This is a genomic window from Nitrosomonas oligotropha (assembly GCF_900106555.1).
In the GTDB taxonomy this organism is placed as follows: Bacteria; Pseudomonadota; Gammaproteobacteria; order Burkholderiales; family Nitrosomonadaceae; genus Nitrosomonas; species Nitrosomonas oligotropha_A.
Genome location: NZ_FNOE01000011.1, coordinates 55,180 through 76,443 on the forward strand (window position 1 = coordinate 55,180; position 21,264 = coordinate 76,443).

The following is a 21,264-nucleotide window of genomic DNA, read 5'->3' on the forward strand; positions in this document are numbered from 1 at the left end:
GCTGGGATTGAAGAGTATCCAGAACCTGGAATGGCAGCCATCATTTACCGGATTTCCGGCAGTGCTTCATTGTGCAGACCGGCCAGCGGCAGGTTCCGGGATGTCAGCCTGAACAATAATTCCAGGATCCAGTCATGACTGGCAAATAAACTGGTCGTTACGATGGTGGCTTTGACACTGCGGCGGCTGATTTTAACTTGGGCTCCTTCCGAAAAATCCCGGTGCTGATTGATTTTATTTAATGTCAGGATGGCCATACCGATGGCCCATAAGCAGAATTTGCGGATTCCCTTTTCTTTGGGAGGGATCATGCTGGTATAGGTCAGTGCATTTTGTAAATGACCTTTGGCAACTGCCAATAGCTCCGCTAATCCGGCTTGAAATTTCTCATCAGATATTCCAGGCCGCAAGTCGCGCAGATCGAATCCGTTTTTAAGAAAAATATCTTGTGGCAGCCAGCAAGCGCCTCGCTTCCGATCGTCCCAAATATCCTTGAGAATGTTCGTCATTTGCAATCCCTGGCCGAACGATACCGAAAGCTTCATCAAAGCGGGTTTATGGCGATTGATTTCTTCCGAATAATCACAGAATAGTTCGGTTAACATTTCACCGACAACGCCGGCCACGTAATAGCAATATTCATTCATTGCTGGCAGATCTTTCAACCCATCTAGCGATTCCGTTTCCTGATAATCCGCCATCCCCTTGGCCATGATTCGCACGCAACGCTCCAACGCTCTGCGTTGCACGGGATTAAAGCTATGTGTGACGCGAATAACCGCAGGGGTATTTTTGATTAAATCATGCTCCGCCGGAATGGTATGAGCGGAAAGAAGCGGATAGAGCTGGTGCGCGAATTCTTCCGCTGAAGCATTGCCGCACACGACTTCGGCAAACATGTCGGATAGCTGACGGGTCTGCTCGTTGGTCAATGCGCTATCGTCCTCAATCGTATCGGTAATACGGCAAAGCAGGTACGCATTGCCGATCACGCGGCGCAATGTTTCGGGTAATTGCGGGATAGTCAGCGCAAAAGTGCGTGAAACACCTTGCAGGATATGGTCTTGATACTGCGCATCGTCGATACTGGGTTGGCTTGTCATTACGGATTTGTCATAAAGCGATACGGCATGTTACTACAATTAAGCGTATCTCCAAATGTCCTGTCATTTATTGCGGCAGTACGCGCTCATCGGCCATTAATTGATCGATCGTCTCACGTTGCCGGATGATATGGATTTGATCGTGATCGACCATGATTTCGGCGGCACGCGGCCGGGTGTTGTAATTTGAGCTCATGCTCATGCCATAGGCACCAGCAGACATGACAGCCAGAAAATCACCATCATTCAGGCTGAGTTTGCGGTCATGACCGAGAAAATCGCCGGTTTCGCAAACAGGGCCGACTACTTGATAGTTTCTGGCTTCACTTGCATTTTGCTGCACAGGCAGGATCGCATGATAAGCATCATACAAAGCCGGTCGCATGAGATCGTTCATGGCTGCATCGACGATGGCGAAATCACGCGCCGAAGTGTGTTTAAGGTACTCCACCCGCGTCAGTAAAATACCGGAATTACCCACCAGTGAACGGCCCGGTTCGATTAACAAGCGTTGTTTGACTGTCCGGGTACCGGCGCATAGCGCGGAAACATAGTCTTTGATGCTTGGCGGTGTTTCATCGGTGTAGCGGATGCCCAAGCCGCCGCCCAAGTCCAGGTGCTCAATGGATAGACCTTGCGATTGTAAGGTTTCGAGTAAATTAAGCATCTTATGGCTGGCTTGCAGGAACGGTTCAAGCTCGGTGAGCTGGGAGCCGATGTGGCAATCCAATCCGGTAAACCGGATATGCGGATACTGCTGTGTCGATTGATAAATCCGCTCGGCCACGCTGGCGGGAACGCCAAACTTATTTTCCTTAAGACCGGTTGAGATATAAGGATGCGTCTTGGCATCCACATCCGGGTTGACACGCAGGCTGACAGGCGCAATCTTGCCCATGTCTTTGGCGATCTGGTTCAGCACGATTAACTCGGCTTCGGATTCTACATTGAAACAGAGAATGTTGGCATTCAACGCCATACGCATCTCATCAACGTGTTTTCCGACACCGGAAAACACCGTTTTGCCGGGATCGCCGCCTGCTTTAATGACACGCTGCAATTCTCCGCCCGATACGATATCGAAGCCGCTGCCAAGCCGTGCGAAGAGGTTGAGGATGGCGATATTCGAGTTGGCTTTTACTGCGTAACAAATCAGATGTTCCCGGTTCGCAAATGCCGCATCGAATGCCTGATAAGCTTTGGTTAAGGCGGCGCGCGAGTAGACATAACAGGGCGTACCGAATTCACGGGCAATCTGCTTGAGCGATACCGATTCTACAAAGAGCTCGTTATTGCGGTAATCAAATTCAGGGAAACCGCTCATTTTTTCTCTGCTGGATTGGATGGCGCGGTACTGGCTTCCTCAACCTTGGGAAGATAGAGTGGCCCCTTCAGGCCACAAGCGCTGAGCAAGTAAGCGGAGAGCAGTAGGATTAGAATTAAACGCATGCAAAACCTCTGGAACAATAATGACGGGATACTAACATAAGAGAATGATAAATTAACCCAACTTGAGAGTAATTTTGACTGCCCAAGCTGGGATTAATCGTGCGGTAATGTGGCAGCCAGCCAATTAACCAATTCATTCAGCAGTTGATTACTTGCCGCGCCCAAAGCAGACACGGCCCCCGCTGCATCGGCCGAAGGCGTTTTTGCCGTGATGTTGAAATCTTTCTGCGCCAACAGCTTGCGTGAATTACGTTCGATCAAACTGGCGCGCAAGCCGACCACAATGCGGCTATCCGTGGCTGTATCAAACACTTGTGAGAATTCTTCCAGCTCGGTATGCAGTACATGATCGGCGGTTGCGATACTGTTGTCTTTAATCACTTGCTCCTGCGTACTGGCGGCGATACGGTTGCGCAGCTGCTGCGTAAACAGAGCGGCGGGCGTGGCAATCCAGCGGTTATTGGCGTAGGTGTACGATTGTGTCGGATTGTGATAAAGCAGGCGGTAATGAATCGCCTTGCTATCCAGCCATACCGGCGCTGTCGTGTCCGCAACTAGCAAGCTATGCTTCCGCAGCTGGGCGGGCTGAGCCGATGGTTGGGATGACGGTGGCGTCTGTATACCAAAATCGTACACAGCTGTGGGATGCGATTTATGCAGAGCAGTACAACCCGGAAGCAGGCAGATGATCGTGAGCAACAAGAATATTCTGGTCATTGGTACTCCTTGGGGGACACAAAACCGGCTTCTCCAGGACCCGGTAAGGGGGAAGGGCGGCCAAATAATAAACTTTGCGGGTTTTCTTCCAATTGATGCAAAACCTTATCAAAATGATGCGAACTGCGGGCAATGCTGTGACTGGCATTGCGCAATTCAGGAATCGTCATGGCCAGTTCTTGCGTGCTTTGCGACAAGTTGTCAAAAATGCCATCTTTCTGATTGATTTTGGCAACGGTTATATTGATTTCACCCAGGATCTGATCCAGGCGTTTAACCAGCGTCGCTGATTCGGTTGTGAGTTCAGTGAACGACGTGAGCACAGGCTGCAAGTGACCGGCAATACCGTCAAAATTGCGCGTGGCTTTTTGAATATTGTGCAGAATATGGAAAACTTGATCTTGATTCTCGTCGTTCAGCAAATGGTTCATTTTTAGCACTAACTGATTGACATTGGTGAGTAAGTCCTGCCCGGATCCAGCGACTTCATCGAGCAATGAGCGGCGCATCGGGATGCGCGTGTCATGGGCCAGTTGATCAGTACCGATGCCATCGTCGTTCAGTTGAATGTAGGCCAGCCCGGTAACACCTTGGTAGCCCAATTGCGCGTAAGTGCTGTTTCTGAGTATGACATTCTCGTTCACTGAAATACGCACAAGAATTTGTTGCGGATTCTCCGGGTCAAATTCGATATTTTCAACTTTACCGATGTTAACGCCGCGATAATGCACCGCCGATTGCGGATTAAGCCCGCTCACCGATTCTTTGGTGACGACGAGATAATCGATGCGCTGAATGTTGCTGCCGCTAAACCACACCGTCACTAAAGCGATGGCGATGCTCAGAAAAATGACAAAGATACCTGCTACGAGGGCATGGGCACGGTTTTCCATGTTTGCTCCGAGTTGTTTTGTTGCTCAATTTTATGCCGTATACTTTTGAAGTAACTGTTGATAAAAGGATGTGGAAAGCGGTATACCTCGTCCAAGGGACCGATGACAACCACTTGCTGATCGGCCAGAACGGCAATCCGGTCGGATAGCGCGACCAACGTATCCAAGTCATGCGTTACCATGACAATCGTTAGATCCATTTCGCTGCGCAATGCCAGCACCAATTCTACGAAACTTTCACTCAGTTCGGGGTCCAGCCCGGCGGTGGGTTCGTCCAGAAACAGTATTTCCGGATCCAACGCCAGCGCTCTTGCCAGCGCCACACGTTTGATCATGCCGCCGGATAAGGCAGCGGGCATTTTGTTCGCGTGCTCTGGCCCGATAGCCACCATATTCAGTTTAACCATCACCAGATCCCGGATCATATCTTCGCTCAAGGTGTGCAATTCACGCAAAGGCAGCGCAATATTATCGAATACAGTCAATGCACTGAATAATGCGCCTTGTTGAAAAAGCACGCCCGAACGGCTGTGGATATTTTTTCTGCGCGGATTGGTGGCAGCGTTTGAACGAGTCCCGCCAAAAACTTTGACGCTGCCTTGCGACGGTTCTTCCAATCCCAGCATCTGGCGTAGCAACGTGGTTTTTCCGCTACCCGATCCGCCGATCAGTGTCAGTACTTCACCGCGGTAAACGCATAAATTGATATCGCGATGCACGATATGATTCCCGAAACGGGTATAGAGCGATTCAATCTCGATGATGCATTCCGGATTTGTCATCATCTAGGTAAGCCCCACGTCTGAGAACAACACGGCAAAAATGGCATCGATAATGATCACCATGGTAATTGCGGTTACCACCGAAGAAGTGGTGCCTTCACCCAGGCTTTCGGTGTTGGGTTTGATCCTTAAACCAAAATGACAGGCGATGAGTGCGATGACCATGCCGCACACAACTCCTTTGCCGAGTCCGAGCCATAAGTTGGCAATAGGCACTGCATCCGGTAGCGCTGACACAAAGTATTGCGAGTTCAAACCTAATTGCCATTCCGCAGCGACGATTCCGCCCAGTAAAGCGATCGCACTGGTCCACACCACCAGCAAGGGCATTGCGATACCGAGTCCTAGCACTTTGGGTAATATCAGACGCTGGCTATGCGAGATACCCATCACCGTCAGGGCATCCAATTCCTGGGTTACGCGCATGACACCGAGTTGCGCTGTCATGGATGATCCGGAACGGCCGGCAACCAGGATCGCGGCCAGCATGGGCCCCAGTTCACGGATGATGCTGATTCCCAATATGTTGATAATAAAGATATCAGCGCCAAATAACTGCAATTGTTTGGAAGAAAGATAGCTTAAGACAATACCGATCAGGAATCCGACCAACGCGGTAATGCCGAGTGCTTGCGCCCCGGTGCGGTATAAGTTGGCGGAGATTTCGCGCCAGGGGATATAAACCGGGTTGCGGAATAAATAAATCACATCAAGCAGCAATTGACCAATCAAACTGACCAGACCGATGGCATGTTGCCATAACAGCAAAGCCAGTCCGCCCACAGCGGTTAAAGGCCAGAGCAAATCCCGGTATGGGGTTTCCGTCTTGATCGCCGGCAACTGTTCAAGGCGTGCAAACATTTTTTCGTGTTCCGGGCGCAGCTGAAGATGTTCCGGCCGTTGTGCTTTCCATGCACGCCACAGCAGGGTCGTTCCCGCGATATCCATTTGCTGAATGCCGGTCAGATCCCAGTGTAGATCGCGATTCTTGGCTTGTTTGCTCAGCTCATCCATTAATGACTTGAGGATCGGCTCTAACGCCGTCAATGTATAGTTACCGGTTAAAACGATATGCGCGAGACCAGCTCTCGTGGAAAGCTGGAACCATTGTTGCATCGTATTGGCAGGCGGATCGCTGGTGTGCATTAATTCTGGCTTGGGTTCATTCATAGGAATGCCAAGTATAGTCATAAACAATCGGGATAATTTTTACTATTTAAAATCCGGATATCCTTTTTAAGGATACTCTGATCTGACCGGCTAACAGAAGTTATTGTAACGTGTTAAAGCAAAATAGTTGGATCGGATTGCGGGCGCCATGGGAAAAACAGAAACGCAACGGCGCTATTGGGTTTGTGCGACAGCGGCGCGTGCCAGTGCCGGGTTATCCGAAAAGTATTTCTTGATGCCTAGGAACATCGCATCCGCCATTCTATCCTGATAGCCCTTGCTACGTAGTTTTTCTTCTTCTTTGGGGTTGCTGAGAAACGCTGTTTCCACCAGGATAGAAGGAATATCGGGCGATTTCAGCACAGCGAAGCCTGCTTGCTCGACATTTCTTTTGTGCAAGTGATTAATGCCGCCCAGCTGTTTCAAAACGTACTCGGCGAGCTTGACGCTGTCATTGATGGTGGCATTCAGCGACAGATCGAGCAACAACTCCTTAATGTCTTTTGATTTGGAAGTGATATCGATGCCACCCATCAAATCGCTATCGACGCTATTTTCCTTATTGGCAAGCCAGCTTGCCGTGGTCGAAGTGGCGCCATGTTCGGATAGCGTGAAAACCGAGGAGCCGTGCGCATGCGCTTTGGGATTGGCATCCGCATGGATCGACACAAACAAGTCGGCATTGGCGCGCCGTGCGTTAATGCGGCGCTGCGGCAGTGAAATGTAATAATCGCCGTCACGGGTCAGAACGGCGCGCATATTTGGTTCTTTGTCGATTCGTTCTTTCAGTTTTCGCGCAATGGCCAAGGTTACATCTTTCTCATAGGTGCCCTGGTAGCCGACTGCACCGGGATCCTTGCCGCCATGACCTGGATCGATGGCTACGACAATGATGCGCGGAGCTTTGCTGATTTTGCGGTTTTGCGCGGCGGGAGAATTATTGATCTGCTTGGCCTGATTCAACTGCGGCTTGGGTGCATGTGGCCAGATAAGACGTGCTTGCGGGCTGGCTTTGGGTTGTTTGGCGCCGCCTTGCACCAGCGTGGCAACCAATTCATCCAAAACATCCGCTTCAAAATCCGTGCTTGGCGTGGTACCGCCACGCGCATTCAGTTCCGCCTTGCCAGCTTTGTCCGGATGATGGATATCCAGAATCAATCGATGCGCAAAATTTTCCTTGGGTTCGATAACAAAGGTGCGCGGCACGACATTGGCTTTCAGATCAAACACCAGCCGGATGACGTGCGGTTTATACTGCCCGACGCGTATTTTCTGCACAAAAGGATCAATCGCATCCACCTTTTGCGGGAGTGCCGAAAGTGCCTGTGAAAGTTTGGTATTGCTTAAATCGATAACCACGCGGTGCGGGTTTTCCAGCATGCTTAATTCATATTCGAGCGGCTGGTTGGACTCCAGGGTGATGCGCGTGTAATCCGGCGTTAACCCGACACGAACCGCTTGAACGGTGGTATCTGCAGCCAGCACTGTTTGACTAGAACTTATCCAGCAACAGAAAAAAACCAATATAAAAAATATCAGGAAGTTATTTTGGACGGCAGCGTAGGTGTTGCTATTTGAATACGCAATCACTCGCTTTTTGGGTTGTTCCAATGTATCAAACATTGTTTTCCTGCCTCTGTGCCAGCCCGGATTTCAATCCCGCGGCCGTTGTCAAGAATGCTGAAGATGAGCTGCAAATCGGCTTCAGGCAATAAATTGCCTGCTTTTTCAGGCCATTCCACCAAACAAATTGCGTCTGAATTAAAGTAATCGCGGAAGCCTGCTTCTTCCCATTCGAGGTAATCATTGAACCGATAAAAATCAAAGTGATACAAGTATAACGCAGAGATTTTATAGATTTCAACTAAATTATAGGTAGGACTTTTGACTACATGCTGATATCCGAGGCCGTGTAGAATACCGCGCGTCAAGGTTGTTTTGCCTGCACCGAGATTGCCGCTCAGATAAATGGCCAGTCCGGAATGCAAGCAGGCAGCCAGTTTTTTACCGAATGCCAGCGTTGCCGCTTCATCTGCAAGAAAGCAGGTAACACCTTGTGCTGATTCAGTATCTGTCGAACGAGCGTTATGCAAGAAAATACCTCAACCAATAAATTACCGGATTACACCGCCTTGGCGGTCGCCATCAAAACCTGGGGCAAGGAACTCGGATTTCACGATGTCCGCATCGCTGATGCGCAGGCGGATATGTCAACGGTGGAATCCGGTCTGTTCCAATGGCTGGCGCAAGGATACCACGGTGACATGGATTATATGGCGAAACATGGCACCAAACGCACCCGGCCTGCGGAACTGGAACCGGGCACGCAGCGGGTGGTTTCGGTGTGCATGAACTATGCGCCGCCAGCGGTTAAAAATAGCTGGGATGTGATCCATGACGGTGACCAGGCATTCATTTCGCGCTATGCGCTGGGGCGCGATTACCACAAAGTGATCCGCGCGCGGCTGCAAAAATTGGCCGACCGGATAACCGGTGAAGTAGGCACCTTTCAGTATCGCGTATTTTCCGACAGCGCGCCGGTGATGGAAGTGGCTTGGGCGCAGAAATCCGGTCTGGGGTGGCGCGGCAAGCACACCTTATTGTTGAATCGCCAAGCCGGTTCGATGTTTTTTCTCGGTGAGATGTACGTCGATCTGCCGCTGCCCGTCGATGAGGAAACCGGCAATTACTGCGGCAGTTGCTCCCGTTGCATCGATGTTTGCCCGACGCAGGCGATCATCGGGCCTTACCAAGTCGACGCGCGCCGTTGTATCTCCTATCTGACCATCGAATTGAAAGACAGCATTCCCGAGCCACTGCGGCCGCTGATCGGTAATCGTATTTACGGCTGTGACGATTGCCAGCTGGTGTGTCCGTGGAATAAATACGCCAAAATTACCCAAGAAAACGATTTTCACGTGCGCAACGGCTTGGATGAGGTATCGCTGATCGAATTGTTTGGCTGGGACCAAGCAACCTTTGAAGCTAAACTGGCCGGCAGCGCGATCCGCCGCATCGGTCATACGCAATGGCTGCGCAATATCGCCGTCGGTTTGGGCAACGCACCATATTCGGTCGAAATTGTGCAAACCTTGCAAGCGCGCGTGGATGACTCGTCGGACATGGTGCGTGAGCATGTGCAGTGGGCGTTGCAGCAACAGGATCAAAAAAGAACCGCTATTCAGGAGTCATCAACATGAAAACACCATCAATCATCGGTACACCGCTGAGTGCATCGGCAAAAAAAGTTATGCTGCTCGGCAGCGGCGAGCTTGGCAAAGAAGTCATCATCGCATTGCAGCGCCTCGGCGTTGAAACCATCGCGGTCGACCGCTACGCCAACGCGCCGGGTCATCAAGTGGCACATCGCGCGCATGTGATCAACATGGCCGATGGTCAGGCGTTGCGGGCATTGGTCGAAATGGAGCAGCCCGACATCATCGTGCCGGAAATCGAAGCGATCGCCACCGACATGCTGGTCGAAATCGAGCAAGCCGGGATCGCAACCGTGATTCCGACCGCGCGCGCCGCGCGGTTGACGATGAACCGCGAAGGTATTCGTTGCCTGGCGGCGGAAACCCTGGGGTTACCGACGTCGCCGTATGCCTTTGCCAACAGCCTGGCGGAATTGCAAGCGGCCATCGACAGCACCATCGGTTATCCGTGCATCGTCAAGCCGGTGATGTCATCGTCCGGCAAAGGGCAGTCGCGCGTCGATCACGCCGGGGAAGTGAAAGCAGCCTGGGATTATGCCGCCAGCGGCAGCCGCGTCGATCAAGGACGGGTCATCGTCGAGGGCGTGATTCATTTTGATTATGAAATCACGCAACTGACCGTGCGTGCGCTGGATGAGGGTGGTAACGTCAAAACCCATTTCTGCGAACCAATTGGACACGTGCAGGTGCATGGTGATTACGTTGAAAGCTGGCAACCGCAGGCGATGTCTCCGGCGGCGCTGCAACGTGCGCGTGAAATTGCCAAAATCATCACCGATGATCTGGGTGGGCTGGGCATTTTTGGCGTGGAATTGTTCGTTAAAGGCGACGAGGTGTGGTTCAGCGAAGTCAGCCCGCGGCCGCACGACACCGGCATGGTGACGATGTGCAGCCAGAAGCAGAGCGAATTCGATTTGCACGCGCGCGCGATTCTCGGATTGCCGGTGAATACTTCACTGCTGGCGCCGGGCGCGAGCGTGGTGATCTACGGCCAACTCGAAGCCAAAGGCATCGCATTCTCCGGCGTAACCGAAGCGCTTAGCGTGCCGCAAAGCGATATCCGCCTGTTCGGCAAACCGGAATCGTTCCAGCGCCGCCGTATGGGGGTTGCACTGGCGAATGGCGCGGATACTGATGAAGCTCGAGGCCGTGCTAAACTTGCGGCAAGCCGGGTGATCCCTATTAAAGATTAAGGAGACGCTGATTAATTCGGCGAACGAGATGAAGCACGAGGCGCACGGAACACAGCAACCGAGACATATAACAAGATAGGCAAGGGAGCGAGTACCGCGCAACGAAGTGATTCGCTCGTGTAGTCAATTAATCAGCGTTTCCTTAACACTAACCAATCAATCAACAATTCAACAAAGGAAAATTATGACGATCGAACAACTCAACACGCAATTCGGCATCGCAGGTCAATTGGAATTTATCGCTGGCAACGGCGGACTGCCGATGATTCAAGTGAAAACCGCCAAAGCTAAAGCACTGATTTCGATTCATGCCGGTCAGGTGTTGTCGTATCAACCCGCTGGAGAAGCGGAAGATGTGATGTTCTTGAGCGCGAAAGCGTATTACCAGGACGGCAAAGCGATCAAAGGCGGCGCGCCAATCTGCTGGCCGTGGTTCGGCGCCGATCCGGAAGGCAAAGGCCGCCCCGGACATGGTTTCGTGCGCAATCGCGCCTGGAACGTGATCGCCACCGAAGCACTGGCCAATGGCGACATCAAAGTCACCGTCGGCTTGGACGATACGCCGGAAACGCAAGCCATCTGGCCGCATGCCTTCAGCCTGCGGCAGGAAATCGTCATCGGCGACAGCTTGAATCTGTCATTGATCACGCGCAACACCGGCAAGGAAAAATTCACCATCACCCAGGCGTTTCACACTTATTTCAAGGTCGGTGACATCTCTCGCGCAAAAGTATCAGGATTGGCCGGTTGCGATTATCTCGACAAAGCCGGTGGCGGCAACACGCAAAAACATCAAACCGGCGACGTAACTATTGATGCCGAAGTCGACCGCATCTATCTGAATGTTGGCAATACCCTGACCATCGACGACGCAGCCCTCAATCGCTGCATCCAAATCACCTCGCAGAACAGTAAAACCGCTGTGGTATGGAATCCTTGGGAGAAGATCGCCAAGGATATGGCCGATTTAGAAGACCACGATTACCAGCGTCTGTTGTGCGTGGAAACGACTAATGCGGCGGACGATGTGCGGGAAGTTGCGCCGGGTGGGGAGTGCCGGTTGGTGGCTAGTTATCGGGTGGTGCGCGGTTGATTAGTCCATCATAAATATTGGTTGTGGGCATGCTTTAAGATCCGATCATGTCAATTTTGCGATTGATGTTGTTGTGTTAGGGCGTGATCCTTTTGTGTGCATAGTTAATGGGTTGATGGTCTGAATTTAATTGAGAGGTGTTTTAATGGTCTCGGATTCAAAAATTACTTCCTGCTTATGCTGTGGTATCGAAAACTCGGGTGCTTCTGTTTTTTGTCACGAATGTAAGGAGCTAAGTAGTTCGCCATACTGGGATGAACACTTCGATCTTTCATTATTCTCTAAAAGTAATTGGTTCAGTCGGATAGAAAAAGATGTGGAGGTATATCAACAGCTAATTGGTACAAATTCCAGAACAATTCAGAGACGATTAGAAGCTTATATTTACGGATGGCTCGCAGGTTTGGGTAAAGTTGCTGGAAATGAAAGCTCAGTAATACGCTCGCCAAGCGATGGTGACGATTATTATGAGAATATTGAACAATTCGCCGCAACAGTAGATAGGATGGCATCAAAATCGATTAAGGTTGTAATCGATGATTGGATCATTGATCCAATCATGATGAGATATGGTTCCGAAAAAGGTGCTCCTATTGTAAATCGAAGTCTGATTTGGCTAGGTCGATGGCTTGAATTACAAGGCAGAAAGGAGGATGCGTTGGAGCTTCACTTTTGCTTTCCTAACTATCTGGATAGTGATGACTTATTCGGTGGTCTAAGGCGGTTTTGTATTGCGAGAATTATGATCGATATGTACGAGAATGAAACTGAAAGCTTTTGGGCGTTAGCTGGACGTCATTGGCCTAACTGGGGCAATAATTTCAGGGTGTCATTTGATGAAAAAAGAATATATAGACCGCTTCATATATTTCTTGTCGGCGGTATCGAATCATTTCCAGTGCTATACGAAACCGTGAAATGTGATGATGTGTTTCGAGGGGCCACAGGAATGGAGATTATCAAATCTGTTTTGCAGCATCGACTTTCGAATGCACGAAGCGACATTGAAATGAATTTGGCACTTATTGATACTATCATTTCTAACGTTTCCGATTGGAAGGAAAGATATGATGAGCAATTCAGTAGTACATTATTCCGTTTATTGTTGCGTATGGACAAGGGTAACAGGGATTTTAATAATCGAACCTTAAAAAAATATGAAGAAATAATGAGTTCAACTATTCGAGAAAAGCTAAGATCCCTTTTAGAGTCAGATGATTATATAAAATTGCGCTTGGGGCTTCCGATTTCGGAGCAGGGCGTCAGATGGTATTCTGAGAAATATAATGAATCTTAAGTTATTATAAATTAATAATGTTTAATTACTACAGGTTGCACAAAATCAATTTTTATATATGGCTTATATATGGCTGAAATAATATTAATAATCGTTGTTTTTTGGGTAATAATTTTTGGAGTGCGGGTATATAACCAGCTGAGTGCGTTGAGAGAGGCTGTAATTAATTCTGACAAGACTTTTGAAGCGACTTTGCTAAGAAAGAATTCCCTTGCACAAGAGGTCATAGAAATAGCTCAGCAAGTCGCTATTTATGATCAGAATACGTACAAAGCTATCGCACATGCGACCCATGATGCAGCGAAAGAAATGGCTAAATCTTCACATCCGTCAATTATATTGACTGATCTCTCAGTACACTTTCCTCAGTTGCGACATGAAGAATCATTTAGAGCTGCTCAACAAATGGCCGCTGCCATTGAAGGTCAGATTGATTCTGCATTGATTCAGAGAAATCGTTTAGCTGAGCAATTCAACATAGCTGTAATATCGTTTCCAGAAGTAATCGTCGCTAAGTTTTTAGGGTTTGATAAGATCGATTTTAGAGATGATGGCATAAATGACTCGAATAAAAAAAAAGGTGAAAGAATATCTCGCCAGCAAGTAGGATCACGGGAGGAAATAGAGAGGAATCTCGATATTTTACTTCGACGAAATCAGAAATGAGGAGCAGCCAGGTAAGATGTGCCGACTACAAGGAGGCGCATCAATCAATCCAAGGGGCCGTATCCGTATCATAATATCATTCTTACAACGGCTGAAATATCAAACAACCGGATTTCGATAAGCCAGCACCACCAAATTCAGGCCGATTGTTTTATCAACGACTCTGCTGGAATACCGAGTTCCTGGTGCAATTTCTGGATCATTCTTAGCGTTAGCGCGGTAGTTTGGGCTGTCGAAGAAAGCCCAACATCAAACCTGCGGTGTTGAGAATAGGCCAATGCTTGTTACCTATAAACTACTTCTTTTTGCTTCCTCGAAAATGTTTTTCGTTTGTTTGCTAGCCGCTGCCGGTAGCGCGATACGCATCAACCACTTTGCGCGATAAGCGGATAGTGTTGGTTTTTTGATAGAAAATTCTACTGTATTGTTTCTGTCACTCAGGAAAGCATCCATGAATAACTGCCATTACTCAATGTTAACTGTACAAGTGGAAATATAAGGAATTACAAAGAAACTATGATCCGGTATTGGTCGCTTATTCTCGGTCCCTGCCTCGCCGTAGCTATGGCCATCAGCATGAACGCCTCCGGCTGGGACAACAAAGCCTGTTGGGCCGGGGCCATCGTCACTTTGTGCGTCGTTTGGTGGATTTTCGAGCCGATTCCGATACCGGTGACGTCGATCATTCCGTTGGCAGTGTTTCCGCTGGCGGGGGTGTTGACCAAGGAGGATATTGCGCGAGCGTATGGCGACGATATGGTGTTGCTGATGCTCGGTGGTTTCATGATCTCGGCGGCGCTGGCGCATTCCGGCGCGCATCACCGGCTGGCGCTCGGGTTGATCCGCATCGTCGGCGGGCATAGCAGCCGACGCATCGTGTTCGGGTTTTTGTGCGCCTGTGCGTTCATCAGTATGTGGATTTCCAATACTGCCACGACATTAATGATGATACCGCTGGCATTGGCGGTGATCGATCAGAGCAACGATAAAAAGCTCGCTATCCCGTTGCTGCTGTCAATCGCTTACGGCAGCAGTATCGGCGGATTGGGTTCGCCGATCGGCACGCCGCCGAATCTGGTGTTCATGCGCGAATATGAAAGCTTCACGGGGATCACGGTCAGTTTTACGCAGTGGATGAGCTGGGGCGTGCCGGTGGTGCTGTTGATGACGCCGCTGGCGGGTTTGTGGCTGACCCGGCATTTACATTTCAAGGGCGAATTGACGATGCCGCCGACTGGGCCGTGGCGCGCGGAAGAGCGTCGCATGCTGTTGATTTTCGGGCTGACCGTGCTGGCGTGGGTCACGCGCAACGAACCGTTCGGCGGCTGGAGCGTCTGGCTTGGCCTGAAAGGGGCAAGCGATGCGACGGTGGCATTGATCGCCGTGGTGGCGATGTTTCTGATCCCGAACGGCCGTGGCGGCCAATTGCTGGACTGGGATACTGCCGTCAAGGTGCCGTGGGGTATTTTGATTTTGTTTGCCGGAGGGATTGCGATTGCGCAGGCATTTATGGAAACCGGATTGTCGCAAGCGGTGGGCGAGCAGTTGTCCGTTCTGTCCGGTCTGCATCCGTTAATCATCATTGTATTCGTTGCATTATCGGTAACTTTTCTGACTGAAATAACGAGTAATACGGCCATCACCGTTTTGTTGATGCCCATTCTCGGTCCGGCTGCATTAGCAGCCAATATCGATCCCATGCTGCTGATGTTGCCGGCCGCGATGGCCGCCAGCTATGGTTTCATGATGCCGGTCGGCACGGCGCCGAATGCGATCATGTTCGGCACCGGTGCAGTGCCGATCAGCAGCATGGTGCGCGAAGGGTTGGTGCTTAATTTCATTGGCGCAGCGGTGATTACGACGGTGTGTTATTGGCTGGTCGGTTAATTAAACCGCTGTTCAAACTGCTGTCATATCTTTTCCAATCAAACCAAGGCCCCGGATCGGTTTTGCGCCCGGAGGCGATGTCCGAATGCCCGGCGATATTCTGAATCGGATATCGTTCGCACAAACAATGCGTCAAACCGATCAGTATTTCATATTGCGCGTCGGTAAACGGCGTGATATCGCTGCCTTCCAATTCAATACCAATCGAGTAATCATTGCAGCGATCTTGGCCTTGCCAACTGGATACACCGGCGTGCCAGGCGCGCTGGCTGCACGGTACGAATTGAATCAGAGTGCCGTCGCGGCGGATGAAAAAATGCGCCGATACTTTCAAACCCTGTAATGTTTGATAATAAGGATGTGCTTGTGGGTCGATTTGATTGGTGAACAATTCAATCACGCCGTTGCCGCCAAATTCATCCGGCGGCAGGCTGATGTTGTGGATCACCAGCAGACTGATTTCCGTACCCGGCGGGCGTTTGTCGCAATTGGGCGAAGCGACAAATTCGGCGGTATCCAGCAAACCGGCAGTATCAATGCGCATGATAGAATGAATCGATAATGGAATGACCGCGCATAGTAGCTTACCTAAATGACACTTGAAAACTGAAAAGACATGAGACAAGGCAAATTCATCACACTCGAAGGCATTGATGGCGCCGGAAAATCGACGCAACTGGCGTGGATTGTCGAGTTGTTGCAGCGTGCAGAGTTGCAGGCCGTTGTGACGCGTGAGCCGGGCGGTACCGAACTGGGTGAGCGATTGCGCGCTGTGCTGCTGGATAAATCGATGACTATGCACGCGGAGACCGAAGCTTTACTGATGTTCGCGGCGCGGCGCGAGCATTTGGATAAAGTGATTATGCCTGCGCTAGCGCAAGGGCAGTGGGTGATATCGGATCGTTTCACCGATGCCAGTTTTGCCTACCAAGGCGGGGGGAGGGGATTGGATACCGGTAAACTGGAAATTCTGGAACACTGGGTGCAGGGTGCTTTGCAGCCCGATTTGACGCTATATTTCGATGTGCCGGTGGAAGTCGGGCAACAGCGTGTCAGTCAAATCAAAGCCGCCGACCGGTTTGAAAAAGAGCGGGGCGATTTTTTTCAGCGCGTGCGCGCAGCGTATCTGGACCGGGCCCGGCAGTTTCCCGGCCGCATTAAAATCATCGACAGCAGCCAATCCTTAGCGGAAGTCAAAGCGGCAGTTGAACAGACATTGCAGCCTTTGTTGAATCATGGCTGATATTTATAGCTGGCAACACGACATCTGGCAGAGATTGACGCACAACCGTCAATTCCAGGGGCGCGCGTTGCTGCTCAAAGGCAAAAAAGGCACCGGCAAATACGAATTTGCGCGCCAATTGGCGAAATCATTGCTCTGTGCGGCGCCTGCCGCGGAACAAAAAGCGTGTGGAGCGTGTTTGAGTTGCGGTTGGTTTGAGCAAAGCAGCCATCCCAATTTTTATCAGGTCATGCCGGAAGCGTTGCTCGCCAATTCCAATAGCAGTGCTGAAAAAGAAGACAGTGAAGAAAAATCCGGCGGTGCTGCACCGAAAAAAAGCGCCAGTCAACAAATTGGCGTTGAGCAAATCCGCAAGCTGACCGATTTCGTTTATATGAGCGGACATCAGAATGGTCTCAAAATCATCCTGATTTATCCGGCGGAAACCATGAACAGCGCGGCAGCCAACGCACTGTTGAAAAAACTCGAGGAGCCGCCGGAACAGGTACTGTTTCTGCTGGTGACGCATCAAGCGCAGCGTTTGTTACCGACGATTCGCAGCCGCTGCCAGCAAATCGCGATGCCACTACCGGATGCGGCGGCAGCGCTGGCCTGGTTAAAACAGCAGGAAGTCAGCGACCCTGAAGCCAGCCTGGCGGCCGCCGGTTTTTCTCCGTTAATGGCGCTGCTGCTGGCTAAGGGAGAAGCCGCGCAATACGGGCAATTCATCGAACAAATCGGTCATCCCAACCGGTTGGATCCGTTGTCCCTGGCGGAAACCTTGCAACAAACCAATCTATCCGTCGTCGTCAATTGGTTGCAAAAATGGTGCTACGACCTGGTCAGCTATCGCACCAGCGGAAAAATCCGCTACTACGTGAAACAGTTACCTGCCATCCAAGCGCTCAGCGGGCAAATGGATTTACCCGGATGCGTGGCTTTCACGCAGGGACTCAATGTCAAGCAGCAATTGTCGCATCACCCGCTGAATCCGCGTTTGTTTCTGGAAGAGCTGTTTATCGCCTATGCTGCATTGATGGGTAAAAAATAGTCACTTCTTTTCATACGTTTCATCGGCTTTCAATACTTTCAGCGCCGCGCTGGCGCAGACTTCGTCAAACTCGATGCCCGGCGCTCCGCCAACGCCGATGCCGCCGACCACTTCACCGCCGACCTTAATCGGGAAACCGCCACCCAGTAACAAAATGTTGTCGTTCAGCCGTGTCAAACTTTGCAATTCGGGCTTTTGTGCGACCAGCACGGCGTATTTGTGCGTCGAATCACGCAGGCTGTTGGCGGTGTAAGCTTTGCGGCGGCTGCTATCGAGCGTGTGCGGTCCGGCGCCGTCGGCTTTCAGTTGCACTTTGAGCAAGCCGGATTGGTCGACAATCGCCACGCTGACTTTGAAACCGTCGTCGTGGCATTTTTTGATTGCCGCCATCGCCGCCTGGGTTGATAATTCGAGCGGCAACACTTTTTGCACCGGGAAATCCTGCGCGAAAACGTGATTGGACAATGCCCATAGCGATATTGCCGAGACAGCGATGGCCAAACGATTGCGGTTGTTGTTCATGGTGAGCTCCTTTGGGTTCATTGAATCGAAATAGCATCTACACCGTGAGATTATCACTACTTTCAAGGAAAGGTGGCAACATGATTACAAAAACGATCGATTATCAGGACTGCAGCACACCACTCGAAGGCTATCTCGCCTACCACGATACCGGTACACCCAAACCCGCCGTGCTGGTGTCGCACGACTGGAGCGGGCGGCGCGAATTGGCGTGCAAGGGCGCGGAACGGATAGCGGACATGGGCTACGTCGGTTTTGCGTTGGATATGTACGGTAAAGGCATATTCGGCGCCGACGGCGACGCCGATCGCAACGGCGCGTTGATGGCGCCGTTTACGCAAGACCGGGCATTACTGCGCCGCCGCATCAACGCCGCTCTGCACGCCGTGCGGCAACTGCCGCAAGTCAACGCAACCCGGGTCGCGGCGATGGGTTATTGCTTCGGCGGCCTATGCGTGCTCGAACTGGCGCGCTCCGGCGCGGATGTCAGAGGCGTGATCAGCATCCACGGCATCCTCGCGCCGGGCAATGTGCCCAACGAAACCATCACCGCCAAAGTGCTGTGCCTGCACGGCCACGACGACCCGATGGTACCGCCGAAGCAAGTGCTCGCGCTCGAAACCGAAATGACCCGCGCCAATGTGGATTGGCAAATCCACGTCTATGGCGGAACCATGCACGCCTTCACCAACCCGAAAGCCAATAATCCGAGCTTTGGCACGGTGTACAAAGAAGTCGCAGCGAACCGGGCGTATCGGTCGATTGCGGATTTTTTGAAGGAAGTGTTTCAGTAAATAATTGCTGCATCTAAATTAAGGAATTTGCTTATTTTGTTTCCATAAAAAGCGGCTTAACATGATGTAAGTGCCAATAGGTTTTTGGAACGATGCTGCAGTTCATATTGTTTAGCTCGTTTAAAGGGGGGTAGCATTATGAGTAAGACACTTCCGGTAACCGTATTTGCTTTTAGCTTGGTTTTGACAGGGCTGCTCAGTCAAGTTGTCCAAGCGGAAGTTAAAACTTGGAGCAACAGTGACAGTTTCTGGAATATTGACAGTAACTGGTCTCCCGTCGGCGTGCCGAGCTTGCCTGACGACGTGATGGTCAGCCCGTACGGCGGGGTGGATACGGTATTGAGATTTGATAGTTTTACTGGCGCTCAATTTGCCAATTCGCTGGTGGTCAATTCAGACGCGGCTAACACCATCGACTTCCTGCAGACGGGTGGTAATCTAGCTATAAGCCATAACGAGATAGTCGGTCTTGGTTCATTTGGTTCGACTGGGAAAGGGAGTTATACGCTAAATGGTGGTACTAATGCAGCTGAATCTTTGATTCTGGGCGGAGGCTTTGGATCGAATGGCAGCTTCAACCAGAACGGCGGTATGAATAGAGTAAGTGGTCTCGCTATTGGCAGTGGAGCGGTAGCTACCGGAAAATATATACTGAATTCTGGAAGCTTGTGGGCAGATAGTGAATATTTCGGCACCACCACTAGTCGTTATGATCCTTACGGCCCTGGAAATGGTATTTTCATCCAGAACGGCGGTATACATACGGTGAATGGAGAGCTTGGTATGAGCGCCGGCACTTATACTTTAGGTGCAGGTAGTCTATTGACACATAGTGAAGTCTTAGGCTCAGGTGGCAGCGAAAGCGGCTACGGCGATTTTACCCAGAGCGGTGGCATGCACACAGTGATTACAGATCTTGTCGTTGGGGGTAATTCTGGCATCTTTGACACTGCAACCGGTCACTATAGACTCAGTGCCGGTAGCTTGTTGGCAGGTTCCGAGCATATCGGCGAGGGTGTTTATAACAGCTCTGGCTCCATCATTCAAAGCGGCGGCTCGAATACGGTGAGTGGTATCCTTTCCATTGGTAATGGAATAGCAATCTTTGCTGAAAGTAGTAGGGGAAGATATAGTCTAAGTGCCGGTAGTCTGTCGGTAGGTAGCGAGGATATTGGTTATGGTGGAACCTTTATTCAGAACGGTGGAACTCATTCGGTGAAGCAGGAACTTACAATTGGCAAATTAATTGGATCCGGTACTTATAACTTAAATGCCGGTAGCCTGTCTACAGGTAGTGAATTCATAGCGAGTGGGAATTGTTGTGTTATCCCTGCTGGTAGCTTTAATCAAACTGGCGGTACTCATACTGTATCTGGTCTTGTAACAAATCACGGTGCCTACAATCTTTCGGGCGGTGCCTTCGTAGCTGGTGCCATAGATAACAGCGGTACGATAACCCAAACCGGCGGCACAATGACGGTGAACGGCAATGTTATCAATGCCGCGAGCGGAAAGATTGAGATAGCAAATAGCCCGGCGATATTCACCGGTGACGTTGTCAATAATGGACAATTTAAGACCACGCACACGACAGTCACCTTCTCCGGTACCTACACGGAAAATGGCTCGTACATCAGTGATCCATCGATCAATAATTTTACTAACCTAATCATCGGCACAAGCGGTTATCTCGTTGGCGGTACTGGAGATGAGTGGCACATCACGGGCAGCTTTGAGAATCACAGTCTGCAAAATACGCTATGGAATACCGCTAACGCCGGCTTGTTCTTCGATGGTGGCGGATTGAAAAGTCTCTACCTGGCAGGTATAGATGAAGGCGCGTCACCCTTCGGCTTTACCAATAACTTTGCTTTCGGATCACTGTTCCTCGCACAGGGTGCCGAGCTTAATATTTTGGATGGTAACGCAACGCCGGGTGCGGCGATGTATGTGGAACAGCTCAATCTAGCGGGTGGTGTTAGCCAATTGAGCAGCATCCATAGCGATTACAATATTTACTATAACCCGGCTTTGGCTGGTAATGCATATCTGCTGGGAAAAACTTATGCGCTGGATGGCGGTGGTTTGCTTATGGCCGCTGTTCCGGAACCAGAGACTTATGCCATGCTGCTGGCCGGGCTTAGCGTACTGGGTTTTGCTATCCGGCGCAGGGAGCAAAATAGAAAACGTTTAAACCGATTTGATTGAAT

General features: G+C 50.6%; 22 protein-coding genes. 10 read left to right on the forward strand and 12 right to left on the reverse strand.

Annotated elements, in window-relative coordinates; all coding sequences use genetic code 11:
• Positions 1-44 precede the first annotated feature (44 nt).
• The 9 genes from BLU57_RS07880 to tsaE all read right to left on the reverse strand — a co-directional run bounded on the left by BLU57_RS07880 (position 45) and on the right by tsaE (position 8,207).
• Positions 45-1,103, reverse strand: a complete 1,059-nt coding sequence (locus BLU57_RS07880; RefSeq protein ID WP_090318820.1) for a phytoene/squalene synthase family protein — start codon at positions 1,101-1,103, stop codon at positions 45-47.
• Between the two features lie 67 nt (positions 1,104-1,170).
• Positions 1,171-2,427, reverse strand: coding sequence for a diaminopimelate decarboxylase (gene lysA, locus BLU57_RS07885; RefSeq protein WP_090318823.1), 1,257 nt, complete (start codon positions 2,425-2,427; stop codon positions 1,171-1,173).
• Positions 2,424-2,552 carry an LPS translocon maturation chaperone LptM gene (gene lptM, locus BLU57_RS07890; protein ID WP_090318825.1) on the reverse strand — a complete coding sequence of 43 codons (129 nt, stop codon included), beginning with the start codon at positions 2,550-2,552 and terminating at the stop codon, positions 2,424-2,426. The genes lysA and lptM overlap by 4 nt, the downstream gene beginning before the upstream one ends.
• A 93-nt stretch (positions 2,553-2,645) precedes the next feature.
• The gene (locus BLU57_RS07895) at positions 2,646-3,269 is read right to left on the reverse strand and encodes an ABC-type transport auxiliary lipoprotein family protein (RefSeq protein ID WP_090318828.1); all 624 of its coding nucleotides are present in this window, start codon (positions 3,267-3,269) and stop codon (positions 2,646-2,648) included.
• The gene (locus BLU57_RS07900) at positions 3,266-4,162 is read right to left on the reverse strand and encodes an MlaD family protein (RefSeq protein WP_090318832.1); all 897 of its coding nucleotides are present in this window, start codon (positions 4,160-4,162) and stop codon (positions 3,266-3,268) included. Before BLU57_RS07900 ends, BLU57_RS07895 begins: the two co-directional genes overlap by 4 nt.
• Positions 4,135-4,944, reverse strand: coding sequence for an ABC transporter ATP-binding protein (locus BLU57_RS07905; protein WP_090318944.1), 810 nt, complete (start codon positions 4,942-4,944; stop codon positions 4,135-4,137). Before BLU57_RS07905 ends, BLU57_RS07900 begins: the two co-directional genes overlap by 28 nt.
• A gap of 3 nt (positions 4,945-4,947) precedes the next feature.
• Positions 4,948-6,114, reverse strand: coding sequence for an MlaE family ABC transporter permease (locus BLU57_RS07910; protein ID WP_218131650.1), 1,167 nt, complete (start codon positions 6,112-6,114; stop codon positions 4,948-4,950).
• Between the two features lie 174 nt (positions 6,115-6,288).
• Positions 6,289-7,737 carry an N-acetylmuramoyl-L-alanine amidase gene (locus BLU57_RS07915; protein WP_090318833.1) on the reverse strand — a complete coding sequence of 483 codons (1,449 nt, stop codon included), beginning with the start codon at positions 7,735-7,737 and terminating at the stop codon, positions 6,289-6,291.
• Entirely contained in the window at positions 7,701-8,207 is a 507-nt protein-coding gene (tsaE, locus tag BLU57_RS07920; protein WP_090318836.1) for a tRNA (adenosine(37)-N6)-threonylcarbamoyltransferase complex ATPase subunit type 1 TsaE, read from the reverse strand. Before tsaE ends, BLU57_RS07915 begins: the two co-directional genes overlap by 37 nt.
• On the opposite strand from tsaE, the gene queG reads away from it, so the two are divergent.
• The 5 genes from queG (at position 8,202) to BLU57_RS07945 (ending at position 13,578) form a co-directional block, all read left to right on the forward strand.
• Positions 8,202-9,314: a tRNA epoxyqueuosine(34) reductase QueG gene (gene queG, locus BLU57_RS07925; protein ID WP_090318840.1), complete on the forward strand. Its 1,113-nt coding sequence runs from the start codon at positions 8,202-8,204 to the stop codon at positions 9,312-9,314. The genes tsaE and queG overlap by 6 nt on opposite strands.
• Positions 9,311-10,522, forward strand: coding sequence for a formate-dependent phosphoribosylglycinamide formyltransferase (purT, locus tag BLU57_RS07930; protein ID WP_090318843.1), 1,212 nt, complete (start codon positions 9,311-9,313; stop codon positions 10,520-10,522). Before queG ends, purT begins: the two co-directional genes overlap by 4 nt.
• 184 nt (positions 10,523-10,706) lie before the next feature.
• On the forward strand, positions 10,707-11,615 hold the full coding sequence (locus tag BLU57_RS07935; protein ID WP_090318846.1) for a D-hexose-6-phosphate mutarotase: 909 nt from the start codon (positions 10,707-10,709) through the stop codon (positions 11,613-11,615).
• A gap of 145 nt (positions 11,616-11,760) precedes the next feature.
• Positions 11,761-12,912, forward strand: coding sequence for a hypothetical protein (locus BLU57_RS07940; protein ID WP_143026950.1), 1,152 nt, complete (start codon positions 11,761-11,763; stop codon positions 12,910-12,912).
• A 69-nt stretch (positions 12,913-12,981) separates the two neighbouring features.
• Complete coding sequence (locus BLU57_RS07945) at positions 12,982-13,578, forward strand: LemA family protein (RefSeq protein ID WP_090318853.1); 597 nt, start codon at positions 12,982-12,984, stop codon at positions 13,576-13,578.
• A gap of 288 nt (positions 13,579-13,866) precedes the next feature.
• Here the strand turns inward: BLU57_RS07945 and BLU57_RS16050 are convergent, their stop codons facing one another.
• On the reverse strand, positions 13,867-14,031 hold the full coding sequence (locus BLU57_RS16050; RefSeq protein ID WP_176776395.1) for a hypothetical protein: 165 nt from the start codon (positions 14,029-14,031) through the stop codon (positions 13,867-13,869).
• 63 nt (positions 14,032-14,094) lie between these two features.
• Here BLU57_RS16050 and BLU57_RS07950 point away from each other — a divergent pair, with 63 nt between their 5' ends.
• The gene (locus tag BLU57_RS07950; RefSeq protein WP_090318856.1) at positions 14,095-15,465 is read left to right on the forward strand and encodes an SLC13 family permease; all 1,371 of its coding nucleotides are present in this window, start codon (positions 14,095-14,097) and stop codon (positions 15,463-15,465) included.
• On the opposite strand, the gene ampD is transcribed toward BLU57_RS07950, so the two are convergent.
• Entirely contained in the window at positions 15,434-16,009 is a 576-nt protein-coding gene (gene ampD, locus BLU57_RS07955; protein WP_090318859.1) for a 1,6-anhydro-N-acetylmuramyl-L-alanine amidase AmpD, read from the reverse strand. The genes BLU57_RS07950 and ampD overlap by 32 nt on opposite strands.
• 72 nt (positions 16,010-16,081) lie before the next feature.
• On the opposite strand from ampD, the gene tmk reads away from it, so the two are divergent.
• A complete protein-coding gene (gene tmk, locus BLU57_RS07960; RefSeq protein ID WP_090318862.1) occupies positions 16,082-16,708 on the forward strand; it encodes a dTMP kinase in 627 nt (208 codons plus the stop codon).
• Positions 16,701-17,738, forward strand: a complete 1,038-nt coding sequence (gene holB, locus BLU57_RS07965; protein ID WP_090318865.1) for a DNA polymerase III subunit delta' — start codon at positions 16,701-16,703, stop codon at positions 17,736-17,738. Before tmk ends, holB begins: the two co-directional genes overlap by 8 nt.
• Here the strand turns inward: holB and BLU57_RS07970 are convergent, their stop codons facing one another.
• A complete protein-coding gene (locus tag BLU57_RS07970; RefSeq protein WP_090318868.1) occupies positions 17,739-18,260 on the reverse strand; it encodes a GlcG/HbpS family heme-binding protein in 522 nt (173 codons plus the stop codon).
• Between the two features lie 80 nt (positions 18,261-18,340).
• Between BLU57_RS07970 and BLU57_RS07975 the strand changes: the two genes are divergently transcribed.
• Positions 18,341-19,054 carry a dienelactone hydrolase family protein gene (locus BLU57_RS07975; protein WP_090318871.1) on the forward strand — a complete coding sequence of 238 codons (714 nt, stop codon included), beginning with the start codon at positions 18,341-18,343 and terminating at the stop codon, positions 19,052-19,054.
• Between the two features lie 138 nt (positions 19,055-19,192).
• Positions 19,193-21,262 carry a PEP-CTERM sorting domain-containing protein gene (locus BLU57_RS07980; protein WP_090318875.1) on the forward strand — a complete coding sequence of 690 codons (2,070 nt, stop codon included), beginning with the start codon at positions 19,193-19,195 and terminating at the stop codon, positions 21,260-21,262.
• Positions 21,263-21,264: the final 2 nt, after the last annotated feature.

Coding starts and splice junctions, on each gene's coding strand:
- BLU57_RS16050 (WP_176776395.1), bottom strand. CDS start 14,031: ATGGATGCTTTCCTGAGTGACAGAAACAATACAGTAGAATTTTCTATC.
- BLU57_RS07945 (WP_090318853.1), top strand. CDS start 12,982: ATGGCTGAAATAATATTAATAATCGTTGTTTTTTGGGTAATAATTTTT.
- BLU57_RS07895 (WP_090318828.1), bottom strand. CDS start 3,269: ATGACCAGAATATTCTTGTTGCTCACGATCATCTGCCTGCTTCCGGGT.
- BLU57_RS07900 (WP_090318832.1), bottom strand. CDS start 4,162: ATGGAAAACCGTGCCCATGCCCTCGTAGCAGGTATCTTTGTCATTTTT.
- lptM (WP_090318825.1), bottom strand. CDS start 2,552: ATGCGTTTAATTCTAATCCTACTGCTCTCCGCTTACTTGCTCAGCGCT.
- ampD (WP_090318859.1), bottom strand. CDS start 16,009: ATGCGCATTGATACTGCCGGTTTGCTGGATACCGCCGAATTTGTCGCT.
- BLU57_RS07970 (WP_090318868.1), bottom strand. CDS start 18,260: ATGAACAACAACCGCAATCGTTTGGCCATCGCTGTCTCGGCAATATCG.
- BLU57_RS07915 (WP_090318833.1), bottom strand. CDS start 7,737: ATGTTTGATACATTGGAACAACCCAAAAAGCGAGTGATTGCGTATTCA.
- BLU57_RS07910 (WP_218131650.1), bottom strand. CDS start 6,114: ATGAATGAACCCAAGCCAGAATTAATGCACACCAGCGATCCGCCTGCC.
- BLU57_RS07905 (WP_090318944.1), bottom strand. CDS start 4,944: ATGACAAATCCGGAATGCATCATCGAGATTGAATCGCTCTATACCCGT.
- tmk (WP_090318862.1), top strand. CDS start 16,082: ATGAGACAAGGCAAATTCATCACACTCGAAGGCATTGATGGCGCCGGA.
- lysA (WP_090318823.1), bottom strand. CDS start 2,427: ATGAGCGGTTTCCCTGAATTTGATTACCGCAATAACGAGCTCTTTGTA.
- BLU57_RS07950 (WP_090318856.1), top strand. CDS start 14,095: ATGATCCGGTATTGGTCGCTTATTCTCGGTCCCTGCCTCGCCGTAGCT.
- BLU57_RS07880 (WP_090318820.1), bottom strand. CDS start 1,103: ATGACAAGCCAACCCAGTATCGACGATGCGCAGTATCAAGACCATATC.
- BLU57_RS07980 (WP_090318875.1), top strand. CDS start 19,193: ATGAGTAAGACACTTCCGGTAACCGTATTTGCTTTTAGCTTGGTTTTG.
- BLU57_RS07935 (WP_090318846.1), top strand. CDS start 10,707: ATGACGATCGAACAACTCAACACGCAATTCGGCATCGCAGGTCAATTG.
- holB (WP_090318865.1), top strand. CDS start 16,701: ATGGCTGATATTTATAGCTGGCAACACGACATCTGGCAGAGATTGACG.
- queG (WP_090318840.1), top strand. CDS start 8,202: ATGCAAGAAAATACCTCAACCAATAAATTACCGGATTACACCGCCTTG.
- BLU57_RS07975 (WP_090318871.1), top strand. CDS start 18,341: ATGATTACAAAAACGATCGATTATCAGGACTGCAGCACACCACTCGAA.
- purT (WP_090318843.1), top strand. CDS start 9,311: ATGAAAACACCATCAATCATCGGTACACCGCTGAGTGCATCGGCAAAA.
- BLU57_RS07940 (WP_143026950.1), top strand. CDS start 11,761: ATGGTCTCGGATTCAAAAATTACTTCCTGCTTATGCTGTGGTATCGAA.